The organism is Luteolibacter sp., from assembly GCF_039920825.1.
GTDB lineage: Bacteria > Verrucomicrobiota > Verrucomicrobiia > Verrucomicrobiales > Akkermansiaceae > Luteolibacter.
In genome coordinates this window covers 1-17,274 of record NZ_JBDSCX010000031.1, presented here as the reverse complement: position 1 = coordinate 17,274, position 17,274 = coordinate 1, and the positions used below count along the sequence as shown (strand labels likewise).

At 58.2% G+C, this 17,274-nt stretch carries 15 protein-coding genes; 10 read left to right on the top strand and 5 right to left on the bottom strand.

Features of this window, described 5'->3' with window-relative positions:
• Positions 1-242 precede the first annotated feature (242 nt).
• Positions 243-2,672, top strand: coding sequence for a PEP/pyruvate-binding domain-containing protein (locus tag ABIQ96_RS08195; protein ID WP_348214086.1), 2,430 nt, complete (start codon positions 243-245; stop codon positions 2,670-2,672).
• A gap of 84 nt (positions 2,673-2,756) precedes the next feature.
• Here the strand turns inward: ABIQ96_RS08195 and ABIQ96_RS08190 are convergent, their stop codons facing one another.
• Both ABIQ96_RS08190 and ABIQ96_RS08185 read right to left on the bottom strand, forming a co-directional pair.
• Positions 2,757-6,311: a carboxypeptidase regulatory-like domain-containing protein gene (locus ABIQ96_RS08190; protein ID WP_348214087.1), complete on the bottom strand. Its 3,555-nt coding sequence runs from the start codon at positions 6,309-6,311 to the stop codon at positions 2,757-2,759.
• 8 nt (positions 6,312-6,319) lie between these two features.
• On the bottom strand, positions 6,320-6,703 hold the full coding sequence (locus tag ABIQ96_RS08185; protein ID WP_348214085.1) for a BlaI/MecI/CopY family transcriptional regulator: 384 nt from the start codon (positions 6,701-6,703) through the stop codon (positions 6,320-6,322).
• Positions 6,704-6,790: 87 nt separating this feature from the next.
• Between ABIQ96_RS08185 and ABIQ96_RS08180 the strand changes: the two genes are divergently transcribed.
• The gene (locus ABIQ96_RS08180; RefSeq protein WP_348214084.1) at positions 6,791-6,940 is read left to right on the top strand and encodes a hypothetical protein; all 150 of its coding nucleotides are present in this window, start codon (positions 6,791-6,793) and stop codon (positions 6,938-6,940) included.
• Positions 6,941-6,946: 6 nt separating this feature from the next.
• Here the strand turns inward: ABIQ96_RS08180 and ABIQ96_RS08175 are convergent, their stop codons facing one another.
• Positions 6,947-7,819 carry an endonuclease/exonuclease/phosphatase family protein gene (locus ABIQ96_RS08175; protein ID WP_348214083.1) on the bottom strand — a complete coding sequence of 291 codons (873 nt, stop codon included), beginning with the start codon at positions 7,817-7,819 and terminating at the stop codon, positions 6,947-6,949.
• A 173-nt stretch (positions 7,820-7,992) separates the two neighbouring features.
• Here ABIQ96_RS08175 and ABIQ96_RS08170 point away from each other — a divergent pair, with 173 nt between their 5' ends.
• The 5 genes from ABIQ96_RS08170 to ABIQ96_RS08150 are packed head-to-tail and all read left to right on the top strand — an operon-like array spanning position 7,993 to position 14,181.
• Entirely contained in the window at positions 7,993-9,168 is a 1,176-nt protein-coding gene (locus ABIQ96_RS08170) for a HupE/UreJ family protein (RefSeq protein ID WP_348214082.1), read from the top strand.
• A gap of 39 nt (positions 9,169-9,207) precedes the next feature.
• Positions 9,208-10,317, top strand: a complete 1,110-nt coding sequence (locus tag ABIQ96_RS08165) for a DUF3419 family protein (RefSeq protein WP_348214081.1) — start codon at positions 9,208-9,210, stop codon at positions 10,315-10,317.
• Positions 10,314-11,633 carry a hypothetical protein gene (locus ABIQ96_RS08160; protein ID WP_348214080.1) on the top strand — a complete coding sequence of 440 codons (1,320 nt, stop codon included), beginning with the start codon at positions 10,314-10,316 and terminating at the stop codon, positions 11,631-11,633. The genes ABIQ96_RS08165 and ABIQ96_RS08160 overlap by 4 nt, the downstream gene beginning before the upstream one ends.
• Positions 11,630-12,613: a GNAT family N-acetyltransferase gene (locus ABIQ96_RS08155; protein ID WP_348214079.1), complete on the top strand. Its 984-nt coding sequence runs from the start codon at positions 11,630-11,632 to the stop codon at positions 12,611-12,613. The genes ABIQ96_RS08160 and ABIQ96_RS08155 overlap by 4 nt, the downstream gene beginning before the upstream one ends.
• Positions 12,610-14,181, top strand: a complete 1,572-nt coding sequence (locus tag ABIQ96_RS08150; RefSeq protein ID WP_348214078.1) for an AMP-binding protein — start codon at positions 12,610-12,612, stop codon at positions 14,179-14,181. The genes ABIQ96_RS08155 and ABIQ96_RS08150 overlap by 4 nt, the downstream gene beginning before the upstream one ends.
• Positions 14,182-14,217: 36 nt before the next feature.
• Here the strand turns inward: ABIQ96_RS08150 and ABIQ96_RS08145 are convergent, their stop codons facing one another.
• The gene (locus ABIQ96_RS08145) at positions 14,218-14,658 is read right to left on the bottom strand and encodes a DUF5069 domain-containing protein (RefSeq protein ID WP_348214077.1); all 441 of its coding nucleotides are present in this window, start codon (positions 14,656-14,658) and stop codon (positions 14,218-14,220) included.
• A 217-nt stretch (positions 14,659-14,875) separates the two neighbouring features.
• On the opposite strand from ABIQ96_RS08145, the gene argH reads away from it, so the two are divergent.
• Genes argH through ABIQ96_RS08130 form a run of 3 tightly spaced genes read left to right on the top strand, consistent with a single transcriptional unit; the run spans position 14,876 to position 16,716 of the window.
• Positions 14,876-16,231, top strand: coding sequence for an argininosuccinate lyase (gene argH, locus ABIQ96_RS08140; RefSeq protein ID WP_348214076.1), 1,356 nt, complete (start codon positions 14,876-14,878; stop codon positions 16,229-16,231).
• A gap of 28 nt (positions 16,232-16,259) precedes the next feature.
• Positions 16,260-16,463: a hypothetical protein gene (locus ABIQ96_RS08135; RefSeq protein ID WP_348214075.1), complete on the top strand. Its 204-nt coding sequence runs from the start codon at positions 16,260-16,262 to the stop codon at positions 16,461-16,463.
• Positions 16,456-16,716 (top strand): hypothetical protein, encoded by a 261-nt coding sequence (locus tag ABIQ96_RS08130; RefSeq protein ID WP_348214074.1) that lies wholly within the window; start codon positions 16,456-16,458, stop codon positions 16,714-16,716. Before ABIQ96_RS08135 ends, ABIQ96_RS08130 begins: the two co-directional genes overlap by 8 nt.
• A gap of 54 nt (positions 16,717-16,770) precedes the next feature.
• Here ABIQ96_RS08130 and ABIQ96_RS08125 read toward each other — a convergent pair whose 3' ends face one another.
• On the bottom strand, positions 16,771-17,034 hold the full coding sequence (locus ABIQ96_RS08125) for a hypothetical protein (RefSeq protein ID WP_348214073.1): 264 nt from the start codon (positions 17,032-17,034) through the stop codon (positions 16,771-16,773).
• Between the last annotated feature and the right edge of the window lie 240 nt (positions 17,035-17,274).

The following is a 17,274-nucleotide window of genomic DNA, read 5'->3' as shown; positions in this document are numbered from 1 at the left end:
TCGGCCACCCATGCGTGTTGCAGCACTCACGGGTTCCGCGAGGGACGTTGAACTAACCATTGCGGTCTGCCCAGCGCCGGTTGCTGAATGACTTCATACCGTCAGGATATACGCAGATGGAAAGATGGGATATTTGCGCCGCGGCCCAATGCCCGACCTATTTAAAAATCCAGTTCTTCATCCCTCTTCATCTGCGTGCATCCTGTTCATCTGCGGTTGAAAATTTCTAACTATTGCCACCCATGCCATTCCTCCACCCTGACACGACCGATCATTCCCGCCTCGGCGGTAAAGGCGCTGCTTTGGCGCGGCTCGGCCAGCTCGGCTTCGACATCCCGGAATGGTTCGCGGTTCCGTCCGACGCAGCATGGACCCGCGAGGAGCTTCCTCGTGCCGTCGATGCCTTGGGAACCGGACCGTTCGCCGTCCGATCTTCGGGTGCTACGGAAGACGGCGCCGGGCATTCTTTTGCGGGCCAGTTTACCAGCTATCTCGACGTCCCGGCCGCCGATGTCGCCCGCAGAATCGCGGACGTCAGGGGCTCCGCGAAAAGCGATGCTGCCCTAACATATTGCCGCGAGCACGGCCTGCCCGCTCCGGAAAAACCGGCCGTCCTCGTCCAGCGGATGATCGACGCCCGCTGCGCCGGTGTTGCCTTCAGCGCGGATCCCGTCAGCGGCAGGCGCGGCGTGATCGTCCTCTCCGCCGTGGCCGGTACCGGCGAAAAACTCGTCTCCGGTGAAGTCGATGGGGAAACCTGGAGGATCGATCGGAACGATGAAATCGAGGTTCAGCCTGACGAAGCCCAGCTCTCTGCCATCGAAGCTCTTGAGATCGCCGCGCTCGCCCGCCGATGCGAAGTCGCCTGCTCCCGACCCCAGGACATCGAGTGGGCGATCGACCGTTCCGGAAAACTCTGGCTGCTCCAGTCCCGCCCGATCACCACCCTCGCTCTAACATGCGATCCCGGCGACACCCTCCGCGTCTGGGACAACAGCAATATTGCCGAAAGCTATGGCGGCGTCACCACTCCGCTGACTTTTTCCTTTGCCCGCAGGATTTACGAATCCGCCTACCGGGAGTTTTGCAAACTCATGTCCGTGCCGCACGACCGCATCGAGCGATCCGACGATGTGTTTCCTCAAATGTTAGGTCTGATCCGCGGCCGGGTTTACTACAACCTCGTGAGTTGGTATCGGGTGCTTGCGCTGCTTCCCGGCTTTCAACTGAACCGCGGATTCATGGAGCAGATGATGGGGGTTCGCGAACCCTTGCCTGACGAGATTGTCCGGACCATCGTTGCGGAAAACAAAGGCAGCCGTTTCGCCGACGGACTGGCCCTCGTCCTCACCGGCTTCGGTCTGATTCGCCAGCTAACGGGACTGCGCAAGCAAATCGCCCGTTTCCAGATCCGCCTCGATACCGCGCTCGCCGCCCCACCGGTGCCGATTCCGCGGATGAGTGGCGAGGAACTTGTCGCCCACTACCGCGATCTCGAACGCCAGCTCCTCAAAAAATGGGACGCTCCGCTGGTCAACGACTTCTTCGCGATGATCTTCTACGGCGTGCTCCGTAGCTTGTGCGTGAAATGGTTAGGCGACAGCAGTGGAACCTTGCAAAACGAACTCCTGTTCGACGGTGGAGACATCATCAGCGCCGAGCCGCCCCGGCGCATCGTGAAAATGGCAGCCCTCGCCGCCGCCCATCCGGAGCTTTCCGAGATCCTTGCCAATCCGGAAATTGATCCTCGCAAAAAACTCGCGGCTCTCGCGCATGCTCCCGAACTTGCCGCCGAATTTGAAAAGTATCTCACCGACTTCGGCGACCGTTGCCTGGAGGAACTCAAACTCGAAAGCCCCACCGTCCGCGACGATCCTGCCAGCCTGCTACTTTCCATCGGCGCGATGGCGGGTCGTCCCGTTGCAGCATCCGTGATTCCAACAGAAATCACGAAGGACCACACGCGCCAGCTCGGTCCGTTCAAGCGATTCATTTTCCGCTACGTACTCCGCCAGACTCGCGAACGCGTTTGCTCGCGTGAGAATCTCCGCTTCGAGCGCACCCGCCTTTTCGGCCGAGTCCGGGCGATCCTCCGAACCCTCGGGCAACGTCTCGCGGCCGATAGTTTGTTAGCTGATGCCGCCGATGTGTTCTACCTTGAGATTGGCGAGGTGCTCGCCGTCTGGGAAGCCACCGGCACCACCGCCGACCTCGGTTCCCTGGCGAAACAACGTCGTGCGGAATTCACCGGCTACGAAGCGACCGAAGCGCCACCGGATCGTTTCGAAACTCGCGGCCCTGCGAGCCGTTACGATCGATTTGAAAACACCCGCCCGCCGGTGACCACCGAATCCTCACTGATCGGAACCGGAGCCTGTCCCGGCCGTGTTACCGGCCGCGTCCGGGTGGTGATCGATCCGCGCGGTGCCCGATTGGAGCCCGGCGAAATCCTAGTCGCCCGCCAGACCGATCCCGGCTGGGTCGTGCTTTTCCCGACCGCCGCCGGCTTGTTAGTCGAACGCGGCAGCCTGCTTTCCCACTCGGCCATTGTTTCCCGCGAACTGCGCCTGCCCTGCATCGTTTCTCTCCCCGGCATCACCAGCACCCTCAAGACCGGAGATCTGATAGAAATGGATGGAGCCGCCGGGACGGTCCGGATTCTTGAACCCTGAAACCGGAATCCAGAGTCCGCGATGGCAGACCATGATCCAGCCAGCGAAGCCCTGACAGGCAGCAGGATAGGGGAAAATGGAGGACTATTTCTTCTCCAAGAGCGACTGCACTTTCTCTGTGACTTTGTCCAAATCATTCCTGCTCTGGAACGCGACGGTGCCTTTCTGATCAATCACCACGTATAGCCAGTGTTGCACTCCAAACTCCTTGCTCATGGCTCCTTCCACCGGCTCGATCGCGATCGGCAATTTGAAATCGGGATAATCTTTCGCTAGAATTTCCACCACTTCCTCTTTTGGCCAGGCACCGTGCACCACGATGATTTCCAGTTCTTTTTCGGGATGTTCCTCGCGAAATTTCTGAAGTGGCGGCAATGTATTTGAGAAAAAGTTCAGAGGCCGGTCCAAACCCACGAACGAAATAATCCTCACCTTGCCGGGTTGGATTTCGGTTAGTGGATCGGAGTGAAGCCAGTCCTGCGCCTTCAGGGGAGGAGCAGGCTTGCCTACCAGATCCACCAGTTTTTCCAATTTCCCGACCACCGGCACTTCGGGAATTTTTAACACCAAATCATTCCTGCCCGTTCGCGTACGGATGTTCTTAATTCGGCCAGATCCCCTGATCATCACGTCGTCAGCGGCCGTGACATTCAACCACCCCTCGACCAAGCCGTGGAGTTCAAACTTCCCATCCTTGTCGGTCGAGACTTCCGCGCCGTCTGGCTGTAAATAACCTGAAGCTCCCACCTTGGCGCTTGGAATCGGGTTCCCTTTAAAGTCCAGCACGATTCCAGCCACTGAGGAAATCGCCTTGGGGAGTATGATCGTTTCCACGGTCGCTGCCTTGCCTGCTTCGAGATCGGCCTGTGCCCTATCTTCTCCATAGCCATCTTTGGATGCTTGGAATCCAACCAGTTTTCCAGGTTCTAGCTGAGTTGCGTTATAGCGCCCATCCACATCCGTGCGGAATTTAGAAGGAGCTCCCTGCAGCTTGCGACCAAAGCACCGGATTAAAACACCTTCGAGTGGGCTGCCGTCCTGATCCACGACGCGCCCGGAAGCTGTCGCAAATCCGTTTGTTTTCAACTCCAGCCTCGCATCCTGAGATAGCGGATATTTCACGCCGCTTGCCGATACCATATCCCCGAGCACCGCTAACAATTCGGCATTTTCTGTCCCAACAGGGCAGTTGAATGAAAACCGTCCTTCTTTGTCGGTTGTCACAGTTTGGGGGGCGCTCATGCGATCGGGTGGATCAAAGCAAGTAACAGTGGCTCCGGCGACGGGTTCTCCGGATGGATTCAAAACCACTCCGCTGATGTTCGTATTTCGTGGAATGACGAAGTCGGCAGAATATTCCTCGCCCGCTTTCACCTGCAGCGTTGATTCGAGTTCGGAGCGATCGGCTGCCTCTGTCGTGTAGCCCTCCGGGAGCATCCCTGCGAGGTAGACCTTTCTTTTGCCTGGTGGAACTCGTTTTCTGAAAATCCCGTTGTCGTCGGTTTTTGTTGACCAGCTTGATAGGGACGAACGCACCCCGGGTGTTATGATGCCCACGATGAGGTCACTTACGGGTTCGCCCGTATCTCCGAGAGTCACCTTGCCGGAGACCCATCCGCCCTTTTCCAATGTGATGGAAAGACCTTCCTTTTGCTCGCTTGGCGCAAGCGAGAGATCGACCGGATTCATCGTCCAGCCCTCCTTGAGTTCATCGTTGAGAACCACGCTGAGGGTGTATTCGCTGGGGAGGAGTCGCTGTAGATGATAGATTCCATCATCGTCGGTGACAGTTTCCGCCCAAGATCCACCGTGTTTATAGCGATTCTGTTCCAGGATTTGGACCTCAGCGCCGGCAACTGGCGTGCCGTCCGGAAGTCTCACGACTCCAGAGACGGTGGCGGCGGGCTGAAGTTCGATTTCAATTTCGGGACTTGCGGGTTCAAGCTTGAATTGAAGTCCGTAGTCATGCCGACCTGGAATTTGCGCATATCTTGGGTCTCCGTGATCCACGTAGAAACTACCCGGAGGCAAACCTTTGATCGCACACCTGCCCCCGGAGTCCGTAACCGCATTCCAAAAGCCTTCAGGAAGAGTCGGAACTTGCCCTGAGAAATGCTCGTTGTCATCTGCCTTGGATGCGCTGTAGCTTGGATTCTGCACGCTTTCCACTTGCAGTCTCATACCGGAAACGGGTTTGCCTTCGTTATTTTGAACATGGAGTCGGAGAGCCAAGCCTTCACTGATGTTCAGAATGATCCTTGAGTTTATTTGTGTCGCTCCACTCGATGTGGCTCCGAAGCCTGCGTGGGGATGACGAGCGAATAGGCTCACGGTCGCATGCCTCGCACCAAGAAACTCAGAGCGGATTTCGACCTCTCCCACGTCATTTGTTTTTCCCGCAAGCCGGATCTTCTCCAGCGCGTCGCCATCGATTTGCGAAAACACCTCCATGTAAACTTCGGCACCCGAAACAGGAATATTCTCCTTGGTATTAACCTGGCAGATGAATGTGCCACCCGTGAGATTTTCCGTATTTCGCTCCTTGGTGACTTTCCCTGAAACGCTTGGAGGGGCGGGCGGCTGGGTCAGCCCTACCGCCGCCAAAGCCATCAACAGCGCCACCGACGCGGCGACTGCCAAGCCGCTGCGTTTCCCCGTGAATCGCCCAATGGCTGTCATCCGCTGACGCAAATCTCCATGGCTTTCCACCACGCTGACCACCCCGGAAAACACAACCCTCGGCTTCGCGCCCGGGTCTAGCAATCGCAACAACATCTCACCGTAGTCAGTCACCTGCGCCGCACCCGCCCGCCGCAGAACCCAGTCATCCGTCGCCCGCTCACTTTCGAGCCGGGTCCGGTGAAACGCCCACCAAACGAAGGGATTGAACCAATGGACCGCCTGAAGCAGCGCGAGTGCGAAATTCACCAGAAGATCCCGGCGTTTCCAATGTCCCAGCTCATGGAGGAGCACTAACCGAAGCTCGGATTCCGACAGACGATCCAGCACGGCTGGAGGCATCAGGATCCGCGGCCAGAGCAACCCGAACAGCGCCGGTGCATCCACCGCTTCGGTGACCTGGACGCTCGGAAGCCTCTTCCAGCCAAACTGTCGGCCAATGGCTTCAAGGCCGGTTTCCATGTCGCCCGTTTTAGGGTGGGACCGCATCAGCCGACGCACCCGCCTTTGGAAACTCCAGGTCATGGTGGTTCCAACACACAGCAATCCGATGACTCCAGCTATCCAAACGCCGGCGACAATATCCCACACGGTGGGGGACACCGCAGGAGGTTTTCCAGTCCGCGGCTTCTCATTTGTTAGGATCGGAAGACTTTCCGTCGCTGAAACCGGGAGAGTCGAGGTGGATAATGTTGGAAGTGAAATTTCATCGTTAGATTCTGGCACGGGAATCCGCGCTTCCCTCACCTCGGCCTCCGTTGAGGATTGCGGTAAATGCAACACCCGTTGCCAGGACAACGAACTCGCCGGCAGGACCGGCATCAGCAGTCGCGCCGCAACCAGCAGCCACACCGCGTGACGCCATCCCACCGGCATCCGATGGCCGACCAGCTTGATTACCGTAACTATCGCCAATGCCAGAACGGCAGCATCCCGCGACGCCAGCCAAATTGTCTCCATCCAGCCGTTCATGATTTGCCCCCTTTCTCGGGAAGAAGACCCCGCAAAGCCTCGATCTCTTCCTCGCTGAGCGGGCGCTTGCTTTCCATCAGGTGTGCCAGCATCGGCACCAGAGAGCCTCGTCGGATCCTGTCCAGAAACGAATCTGTTTCCGCCGCCACCGCCGTTTCACGGCTGACTTCCGGGTGATAGAGGAATCGAATTCCGTCCGCTTCGGTTCGCAAGACGGACTTGGCCACCAGCCTGGCCAGAAGCGTTTTCACCGTCTGCGGTTTCCAGCTTTGCGCTTCGCCCAGTTCATTCGTGACGTGCTGCGCCGTTACCGGTGGTCCGGCCCAAACAACTTCCATCACTTTCCATTCCGACTCAGAAATCCTAGGCACCTCAGGCATGACTACGTTTGTAGATGAAAAAGACTACGGTTGTAAACACATTTATGCTGCGTGTCCTAAAATGGGGAAGCCGCCGATTTTCCGCTGGTGCTTTTTTGGACCTCGAATCGACGACACAGGACGCCGATCACTCTGCCGTGCATCGTCTCGCTGCCCGGCATCACCACCACGTTGAAAACCGGCGACCTTGTGGAAATGGACGGAGCTGCCGGGACTGTTAGTATTCTTGAATCCTGACGGAAATCATTTTTCCACAGGGCCGAATTCGATGCTGGCCCGCACCGGATAGTGGTCGGAAGGATAGATGCCATCCACGTTTGTCCGGATGATTTCGGCATCCACCAGTCGGGTTCCTGCCGGGACGAAAATGTAGTCGATCTTCGCGGTGTCACGCGCTCCGGTGAATTGGGACATGGTGCCGGATTCCGCAGCCGGAACCGCGGGGTTCAATTCTCGCCAGGTATCTATCGGATGAAACGGGCTGGCTTTGACCTTTTCGATCGCCGGGTTGTCCTCGGCCGCATTGAAATCGCCGGTGATGATGAAGGGCGTTCCGGGTGTTCGCGCGGCCACGTGTTCGAGGATCAGTCCGACACCTTTTTCCCTGGCTTCCTGTGATTCGTGATCGAGGTGGGTGTTGTAAACATAGATGACCCGGCTGGTAGCTTGGTCCTGCAATTCCGCCCAAGTGCAAATGCGGGTGACGCGGTTTTTCCATGTGCGTGAATTCGGGATTTCCGGAGTGTCGGAGAGCCAGAATGTTCCTGACTCCAGAACCTTGAAACGTTCTTTTCTAACGAGAATCGCGGCGTATTCACCCTTGGTTTTGCCGTCCTCGCGACCCACGCCGATTTCCTCGTACCCGGGCACCCGCTCCGCCACATCGTCGAGCATGGAACGGAATGCCTCCTGCACACCGATGACATCCGCCTTGGCATCGCGGATCACCTGTCCCACCTGATCGCGGCGGGCGGTCCAGGTCCTGGCTTCAGTGTCCCCCGGGTTGATATAGCGAAGATTAAATGTTAGGGCACGGACCGCGAGTGCGCTTTCCCCCGCATGGAGCAAAGTGGGAAGCATCAGGGCGGCGGTGAGAATCAGAATGCGGCGGGTCATTGGTTTTGTGAAAAGTCAGGGTTGGGCGGACGAATACGGAGCCGTTCCTGCCAATCATTCGATTTTAAGGCGTCGCCCAATCCGCCGGCTTTTGTCGGTCATTGGATTCCCCTGCGTCATTTTGCGCCAACTTGTGATAGCAAACCCGGCGGGGAATTCGTAGATGGCGGCACATGATTCGTGACTTGCTCGGAAGTTTCCGCCGGTGGTTGTTGGTGTTCGTTTGGATTGCTGTCGCCGCGGGAATCGCCGACGGCCACTCGATGAAACAGGTGCGGGCGGAAATCACTGCGGAAAACGGCGGTTGGCACGGCTCGGTGTGGCTGGAAGCGTGGGCGCTCTATCCGGAGGATGGCCCGAGAGTTCCGCCGGGCACGCCGGGTGCTCCACAAACCGCCGGAGAAAAATGGATCTCCACGCTCAGCGCCGCCGATCACCAGACGATGCGCGATACCGCCTCGATGTTTCTCGATGAAACCTTCGTCCTGACTCTCGGAGGAAAGAAACTGCAGGCGGTATTCGATTTCCCGGATTACACGGTGGATTTCCCGAAGCTGAAGGAAAACGACGATAGCAACGCGCTGGTGAGAATCGACATGAGCGGGAAATTTGAGGAAAGCGCGACCGGGCCGTTAGAACTGGCGTGGATGGATGACGAGGACGAGCCATTGGCCCTGCAGGTGATCATTCCGCGGAAAGATGGGAAACCGCAGGTGAAACTCCTGAGGCTCACACCGAGGGCGAAACCGGTGGAACTGATGAAGATCGGTGCTAACGGCGAGATCAAGGCGGGAGAAGGAACCTCTCTCACGGAATGGATCGCCCACGGCTTCACTCATATTCTTCCGTTAGGACTCGATCATATCTGCTTTATCCTCGGTCTGTTCTTTCTCCAGCCGAAGGTGAAACCGCTGCTCTGGCAGACGAGCGCGTTCACGCTCGCTCACTCCATTACGCTGGCGATGGTGGTGCTCGGAGCTTTCACAGCTCCCTCCAAGGTGGTCGAACCGATGATCGCCCTGAGCATCGCCTATGTCGGTCTTGAAAATCTCTGGGTGAAGGAACTCAAGCCCTGGCGCGTCGGGCTCGTGTTCGGTCTCGGCCTGCTCCACGGGATGGGATTCGGCTCGGTGATGAAGGAACTGGATTTGCCTGAAGGCGAGGTCATCAAGCCATTGATCGGATTCAACCTTGGTGTGGAGCTCGGGCAAGTCACCGTCTTGGCCGCTGCTTTTGCTGCGACATTCTGGCTTCTGAAAAAGCCCACGTTCGGGATCGTGCGAAAAATCGCCAGCGGGATGATTGGCGCGGTAGGGCTCTACTGGACGGTCGAGCGGATCTGGGGCTGAAAGCTTGCCCGGACGGCGCAATCCCTAACAGAATGACGCGTGAGCCGCTCCGAGATCCAACACCGCGCCGACTTCTCGGCGATCCGCTATGCGCAGTGTTGGGAGGATTCACGGTTGTTGGTATGCGCCTTGAAGCCGGCGGGCCGTCACTGCCTGAGCATCGGATCGGCCGGGGATAACAGTTTTGCGTTGCTGGCGGCGGGCGCGGCTTCGGTAACGGCGGTGGAAATGAACTCCGCGCAAATCGCGTGCATCGAACTACGGCGCGCGGCGTATTTGACGCTGAATCACGGAGAGTTTCTCGAAATGTTAGGTTCGCGGCCTTCCTCGGGACGATTGAAACTGTATCGCGCCTGCCGGAAGAAATTGACGGCTGATGTGCGGGACTTTTGGGACGCGATGCCGGAAGAGGTTGAAAATGGAATTGGCTCGGCGGGGAAATTCGAACGCTACTTCGCGACCTTCCGCAGGGTGGTTTTGCCGCTGGCGCATTCGAGGAAACGGGTGCTCGATTTGCTGGTTGCCAGATCGCCGCAGGAGCGCGAGCGGTTTTACAACGAGGTCTGGGACAACCGGTGCTGGCGCTGGATTTTCCAACTGTTCTTCTCCCGGACGGTGATGGGTGCGCTCGGGCGTGATCCGCAGTTTTTCAAATATGTCGAAGGCTCGGTCGCCGATCGGATCCTGGAGCGCACTCGACACGCTTTGGTCGAGCTCGATCCTGCGGAGAATCCCTATCTTCATTGGATTCTAACCAGCACCCATGGCGAGGTGCTGCCGGAGGCATTGGAGGAAAAGAATTTCGATCTCATCCGGAATGGGTTGTTGGCCGGAAAATTCGAAGTGGTGCCGGATTCCTTGGAAGGATGGCTCGACGAAATTCATGATCGACGCCGCTACGATGCCTTCAATCTCAGCGACATTTTCGAATACATGAGTGCCGAAAACACGCGTGATCTGTTGGAAAGAATCATCGCCGGAGCGAATCCCGGCGCGCGCCTCGCTTACTGGAACATGCTGGCTCCGCGGTCGCGGCCCGAGTCGCTGGCGGATCGGTTGAAATCGTGCGGTGCCGAAGCGGATGCTTTATTCGCGGAAGACCGGGCGTTTTTCTACAGCCGTTTTGTAGTCGAGGAGGTCGTCGGTTGAATTCCGGGGAATGGTTGGCGGTTGCGGGCGTGTTGGCGGGATTGTTCCTCGGTCTGCCGTTGATCCGATTGTTAGCCCGGAGGATCGGAGCGTCGCCCGAAGTGGCGAGGAAATCCATCCATGTCGCGATGGGGCTTTCATGCGCGGCATTTCCGTGGGTGTTCGAAAGGGCACTTCCGGTGTGGACGCTCGCCGCCATCGCGACGGTGCCGCTGGGGTTGATCCGGATTTTTCCCGCGTTGAGAAACGGAGTGGGCTCGGCGTTGCACGGGATCGAGCGGCCGTCGTATGGCGAGGTGCTTTTCGCCCCGGCGGTCGCGGCGGTGTTCTCCCTGGCAAAGGGCGATGCTTATCTCTATCTGATTCCGGTGCTCATTCTAACGATCGCCGACGCGGCGGGCGCGCTGGTCGGCACGCGCTGGGGCAAGCGCCGCTACGGCTCCGGCGAGGGATTCAAGACGGTCGAAGGCTCGATTTTCTTCTGTCTCACCGCGTTCCTCTGCGGATTCCTGCCGCTTTACCTTGGCTGCCGGGTAGATGTCATGCACGCGCTGTGGATTGGGTTGATTCTAGGAATCCTCGCAATGATGGCGGAGGGGATTTCAGACCGCGGATTCGACAATCTGGTGCTCCCGGTCGGCTGCTTTTTCATGTTGCAGAAATTGCTGCCGCTGGAAATCCCATCGCTGGCCGGACGTTTTGTGGTGCTCGGGCTATTGCTGGTTCTCGTGTTGGTCGGATCGCGATGGTCCACGTTGAGCGGCGGTGCGTTGTTAGGCAGCGTGTTGCTCGGCTACGGTTGCGCGGTCATCGCGGACTGGCGGTTCGCGCTGCCGCCGGTGGCGGTCTTCGTTTGTCATGTGGTGACGACGCGGAAGCATTGTTTGACGGGGAAATTCGACCATCGGCTCGATGCGGTGCTGTCGCATACCATCGCCTGCCTGCCGTGGGTGATCGCTACGGAGTTCGGATTGGTTCCCATTTCCGTGGCGCTCGCCGGAGTTTCCTTCGCGATGGGTGCGCAGCTCTCGATCCTCGACACCGCGACGAGGACATGGATGCCGCATCTCGTGGCGACGCCGGTTCGCTCGGTGGCGAAGGGATTTCTCGTGGCGTCATTGCCCGGTCTTGTCTGGCTATGGCCGGAGTCGGTGCGGTTGTTAGTTCCGGTGGCGGTTGCGCTGGCCTTCATGTGGGCGGTGACTTTGCTTTTTCAGAAAATCCATTCAAACTACAGCGGGCATGTGACGGGGCTTTGGATCATCAAGGGGCTTCTTGCGCTTGCCGCTTCAACACCCGCCTTCTTCCTCTTATGAAATCATTCAAAGTACATGTTTGCGAGGGATCCGGTGAGGACGAGTCCGATGCGCGAGTGGAATTGGAATGTGTTCCGACTGTCTCAGTCGGAAGCTTGGAAGACCCGGCTGAGACAGCCGGGACACATTCGGTCGTCGCCTCTGCAGCGCTGTGGTGGCGTGACACGTCGCTTCTTGACGGTAGCCGGATCGGGACGATCGGGGACTTCGTGGCGGATGAAGCGGAGTCTGCGAAATGGTTGCTAGACAGTGCCTGCAACCTCCTCCGCGAGCAAGGTTGCAAGATCGCGGTGGGGCCGATGAACGGCAACACCTGGCGGCGGCACCGGTTCGTGGTGGAAAGCAACGGGCGCGGGCCGTTTCTGCTGGAGCCGCGCAACCCGGCGGAATATCCGGGATGGTGGGAAATGGCGGGGTTTTCCGTTCTTTCGCGTTACTCGTCGTCGGTGATGCCGCTGGATGGAACGGACGCGATTTCACCGGCGGTGAAGGATCGGCTGGAACGGTCGGGAGTGATTGTTCGGAAGTTGGATCCGGCGGAATTTGAAGAAGAGTGGAAGCGGATCTACACCGTCAGCCTGAAGAGCTTCGCTAACAATTTCCTCTACACTCCGCTTGAAGAGGATGGATTTCTAGATGCCTATCGAAAAGTCCGTGACCGGATTGATCCCGACTTCGTGAGAATCGCCGAACGCGATGGCGAGCCTTGTGGATTTGTGTTTGGTATCCCCGATCTGGAAGCGGTGGCCCGCGGTGAAAAACCCGCGCTCATCGTGAAAACGCTGGCGGTCGATCCCGCCGCGCGTTGTGCCGGACTTGGCAGCTTGCTGGTGGACGAACTCCATCGCAGCGGTCGGGACAAAGGTTACACGGAGGCCATTCACGCGCTCCAGCACGAGACGAACACGTCGTTGAAAATCACCGGGCGTCACCATGGCGAAGCGTTCCGGCGTTACGCGCTTTTTTCCAAACCGCTATGAATCTCGTTTCGTTGTTAGCGGAGAAGGCGCAGTTGCATCCGGAGCGACTCGCGCTGGTGGACAACTGGCGGGGAAAGGATCGCGTTGTTTCGTATGGAGATCTGGCGCGCAAGGTGGCGGCTGGCGCGGGACTGCTGCAGGAATCGGGATTGAAGCGCGGACAGGTGGTGCTGGTGTTCCAACCGGTTTCCATCGAGCTGTATGAATTTTTACTGGCTGCATTCCACGCGGGATTGAGGGTGATGTTGGCCGATCCAACCGCGGGGCGGAATTTTCTATCACTTTGCTGCCGTCGGTTGATGCCCGACGCGTTTTTCGGTTCATGGAGAGCGCATTGCCTGCGTCTCACTGTGCCGGAAATGCGCCGGATCAGGATTTCGATTTGTGCGGGATGGTTTCCCGGAGCATGGAGCTGGAGAACAGATTCCGCCGAGGTTCCGTTAGTTGATGTGGCTGATGACGAACCGGCGCTCGTCACGTTCACCAGCGGCAGCACGGGCGTGCCGAAAGCGGCGGTGAGGAGCCATGGTTTTTTGCTGGCACAGCATGAGGCGTTGTCGAAGGCGCTGGATTTCGAAGACGGGGAGGTGGATCTCATCACGCTGCCGGTGTTCGTGCTGGCGAATCTGGCGTCGGGTCTAACCAGCGTGCTGGCGGCGACGGATCTAGCGAAACCGGGCTCACCGAACGTCGCGGCGATCAAGGCGCAGTGCGAAAAATACAACGTCACCCGCTGTGCCGCGTCGCCCGCGTTTTTTGAGAGATTCCTTGCCTCGGCCGACGGACTTCCGAGTCTGGATAAGCTCTATACAGGTGGCGCGCCAGTGTTTCCCGATCTGTTACGGCGTCTTCGCGAAGCCCTGCCTAACGCTTGTATCCATTCGGTTTACGGTTCCACGGAAGCGGAGCCCATCGCGCATTTTTCCGCAGTCCAAGCCAGCGAGGAAACCGACTTGCTGACCCGGCGGGGCGGGGGACTTTGCTCGGGCGTGCCGGTCCCGGAAATCGAACTGCGGATCATCGCGGACCGATGGGGCACACCGCTCGGTGCGGTTGATATGGATTTTTTATCAGCTGGAGAGGCCGGTGAAATCATCGTCAGCGGCGGGCATGTGATGCGGGGATATCTTGATGGTCTCGGTGACGAAGAAACAAAAATCCGAGATGGAGAAAAGGTGTTGCATCGGACCGGGGACGCGGGCTGGATCGATTCACGAGGCCGCGTCTGGTTGCTCGGTCGTTGCGCGGAGAAGCTACCGGCATTTCCCGCAGATGAGGGATTGCCGGCCGATTCTCTGCGTTATCCGTTCGCGATCGAATGCGCGCTGCGGGAAATTTTCCCTGAAAGCCGGATGGCGGCGATGGAATGGCAGAACCAACGCGCGTTGATTGTCGGAAGAACATGCGGGGCGACTGAAGCGGCATCGATCGAGAAGCACGCCAAGGATTTCGGAATCACGCGGGTGATCTTCCTCGGCGCGCTTCCGCTGGACCGCCGCCACAACGCGAAGATCGACTATCCGGCGCTGCGCGAAATCCTGCGAAACGAAAAACCCCGCGCGGATTGAAGTCCGGGCGAGGTTTTTGTGGTCGGAGAAAATGGGTCAGGCGAGGACTTCTCTGTGGAAGGCGTGCCAGTCGTCGAGGTTGTTCAGGTTGATGGCGTCGAGGATTCTTCCTTCGTCGGGGATGCCGTTCGCACCGAGGATCGCGGTACGGACATCGTCGGCGTGATTGTATCCGGTGATGGAAGCGTTGAGCTTCGCGACGGCATCGGCATCGAGCGAACCGCCGGATTGGGCGAGTACCCAGGCTTCGAATTCGGGATAAGTCGGCTTGCTGTCGGCGATGAAGCTTTCAAAAGCGGCCTTGTCGAGCCCGAGGCCGGCGAGGACCATGCCGTCGTAGCCGTGGCCGCAGGAGGGATAATCCGGGTGGAGTTTTCCAGCGGCACCGAGCGATGCCTTGAGCCAGAGCCGTGGCAGGTGGAGGACGCCGAGCGGACCGGCGGTGCCGGAACTGATCATGGGAATGATATTGGACATGGTTTCAGAGGGGTTCGAGTTGATGGCGGCCGCTCCGGGAAAAATCCGGAACATCGGTCGTCCTTCATTCATCTGATAGCCGGTCGCGATTGCAACCTCTCGTTTTCTCCGGGATCGAAAATCCTGAAATTTTTCTCGTTTCATCCGGTCCGGTTCCGTTTCAAATCACCCGCGCCGCACGGTTTGCGGAAATTTCACCCAACTCATCTCTACCGCCATGTGGAAAGGCCGCTTCTCCAAAGATACTTCGTCACTCGTTCAACAGTTCGGCGAATCCATTTCGTATGACTGGCGCTTGTTTCCGCACGATATCGCGGGGTCAATCGCGCATGCCCGCGCCCAGTTGAAGGTCGGCCTACTCACGGCTGAGGAGTTTTCCCAAATCGAAAACGGTCTGATGGAAATCCTCGGCGACATCGAAGCCGGGAAATTCGAGTTCAAGACCTCGCTCGAGGACATCCACATGAACATCGAGGCCGAACTCACGAAACGCATCGGTGCCGCGGGCGCGAAACTCCACACCGCCCGTTCGCGCAACGACCAGGTCGCCACCGACACCCGCCTCTACACCCGCACCGAGATCGACGGCCTGCTCGCCGCCATCACCGGCCTGCAAAAAGCCCTGCTCGATCGCGCGGAAAAATACGCCGCCACCGTCATCCCCGGCTACACCCACCTTCAGCGCGGCCAACCGGTCACCGCCGGCCATCATTTCCTCGCCTATGTCGAAATGCTCGAGCGCGACAAATCCCGCCTTGCCGACGCCCGCAAGCGCCTCAACATCTCCCCGCTCGGCTCCGGCGCGCTCGCCGGATCGACGATCAATCTCGACCGCCACGCGATCGCGGAAGAGCTCGGGTTCGATGGGGTGACTCACAATTCGATGGATGCCATCGCCGACCGCGACTACATCGCCGAAGTGCTGTTCGTCATTTCGCTCTGCGGCGTCCATCTCTCGCGCCTCAGCGAGGACCTCATCCTGTGGTGCACCGCCGAGTTCGCGTTCGCCTCTCTATCCGACGCGCACACCACCGGCTCCTCACTGATGCCGCAGAAGAAGAATCCGGACGTCTGCGAACTCACCCGTGGCAAGACAGGTCGCCTCGTCGGAAATCTGATGAATCTGTTAGTCGCCGTCAAAGGCCTGCCGCTCACCTACAACCGCGACCTCCAGGAAGACAAACCGCCGCTGTTCGACTCCGTGGACACCCTGAACCTCATCCTCGCCGTCAACACCGAGATGATTTCCGCGATGGAACTCCGCGAGGAAAACTGCAAGGCCGCCGCCTCCGATCCGATGCTGTTAGCCACCGACCTCGCCGACTACCTGGTTAAAAAGGGCGTGCCTTTCCGCCATGCGCACGAACTCGTCGGCAAAGCCGTCGCCCAAGCCATCGCCACCAAGACGCCGCTCGACCAGCTCGACCTTCCAGCCATCGACCCGGCCTACGGGTCGGATGCGAAGGATGTTTTCTCCCTTGAAACAGCCCTCGCCGCCCGAACGAATCCGGGCGCGCCTTCCATCGCCAACGTCACTGCGGAGATTGCCCGCTGGAAGGCCGCCTTGACCTGACCAAGGTGATCGGTCACTTTACATGCAAATGACAGCATCAGGCGAATTAGATCTAAAACAGCGTCTCGCGCAGCTCTCGGAGAAGGAGCGGCTCGCCATGTCCGCTTATTTGCTCCGGCTCAAGCATCAGTCGAAGAGCGGGCGGAGATCACTTTCCAAGATCATGAAGGAAATGGATTCCGGGAAAAAAACCAGGCTCTCCGACCTCGCCACGAATCTCGGACATGGCTGATGTCTCATCCTACGAGCCGGTCCTTTCGGCCAAGGCCTCGGCGTTCCTCGTCGGACTTTCGAAGCCCAAGCAACGGCTGCTGATCGGCTTGCTTTTCCAGCTCGCGGACCATCCCAATCAAATCGGAGATTATTCGGAGCCGGACGACACCGGGCGTGAGATTCAGTTTCTTTTGCTCCGTGATCTCCTGATCGCATTCTGGCCCGACCACGCAGTTAGGGAATTGAGGATCGTTGAGATTCAAGAGGTTTGATTCTCGAATGAAAAATGGCCAGGACTGCCGCAGGCTTCTCCACATCGATCCCGTCTACGGCTCAGACGTTTGTTCTCCTCGTTCGGTTTTTTCGGTCGCGTTGGCGATATAGTCTTCAAGACCTTGTTTCCATTGAGTCCAATTCCGCGCGGTTTTCGAAAACTGCTCCAAACTATCCAGTGAAGCATTGAGTGCGATACACTCCTTCAAAATAGGCATGGCTACTTTATCATTCACGTAAGAAAAGCGATTCCGGATGATACCACGAATATAGTAGAGCCGTTTGAGTTCGGGATTTTCCTTGTCGAGGCGGCTCATCTTGCAAATGCCTCCCACCTTGCTCCAGGCTTTTTCCGCCGATTCAGAAGTGAGCTTCCCATCTTCCCATTCGAAGTATCGTTCCGTCGCGATCTTGATAGCTGAAAGAATCTCTGAGAGGCTGTCTTAAAAACATCTGATTCCCAACTTTTAATCTGTACTAATCCGGTCATGTATTGGAGAAGCTTGCCATGCCAAGTTATCCTAGCAGCCTGACCGACGCCGAATGGGAAATCCTCC

Bases quoted from the DNA above. Each gene is read 5' to 3' on its own strand.
- ABIQ96_RS08195 (WP_348214086.1), top strand. From the start codon at position 243: ATGCCATTCCTCCACCCTGACACGACCGATCATTCCCGCCTCGGCGGT.
- ABIQ96_RS08190 (WP_348214087.1), bottom strand. From the start codon at position 6,311: ATGGAGACAATTTGGCTGGCGTCGCGGGATGCTGCCGTTCTGGCATTG.
- ABIQ96_RS08185 (WP_348214085.1), bottom strand. From the start codon at position 6,703: ATGCCTGAGGTGCCTAGGATTTCTGAGTCGGAATGGAAAGTGATGGAA.
- ABIQ96_RS08175 (WP_348214083.1), bottom strand. From the start codon at position 7,819: ATGACCCGCCGCATTCTGATTCTCACCGCCGCCCTGATGCTTCCCACT.
- ABIQ96_RS08170 (WP_348214082.1), top strand. From the start codon at position 7,993: ATGATTCGTGACTTGCTCGGAAGTTTCCGCCGGTGGTTGTTGGTGTTC.
- ABIQ96_RS08155 (WP_348214079.1), top strand. From the start codon at position 11,630: ATGAAATCATTCAAAGTACATGTTTGCGAGGGATCCGGTGAGGACGAG.
- ABIQ96_RS08150 (WP_348214078.1), top strand. From the start codon at position 12,610: ATGAATCTCGTTTCGTTGTTAGCGGAGAAGGCGCAGTTGCATCCGGAG.
- ABIQ96_RS08145 (WP_348214077.1), bottom strand. From the start codon at position 14,658: ATGTCCAATATCATTCCCATGATCAGTTCCGGCACCGCCGGTCCGCTC.
- argH (WP_348214076.1), top strand. From the start codon at position 14,876: ATGTGGAAAGGCCGCTTCTCCAAAGATACTTCGTCACTCGTTCAACAG.
- ABIQ96_RS08135 (WP_348214075.1), top strand. From the start codon at position 16,260: ATGACAGCATCAGGCGAATTAGATCTAAAACAGCGTCTCGCGCAGCTC.
- ABIQ96_RS08130 (WP_348214074.1), top strand. From the start codon at position 16,456: ATGGCTGATGTCTCATCCTACGAGCCGGTCCTTTCGGCCAAGGCCTCG.
- ABIQ96_RS08125 (WP_348214073.1), bottom strand. From the start codon at position 17,034: ATGAGCCGCCTCGACAAGGAAAATCCCGAACTCAAACGGCTCTACTAT.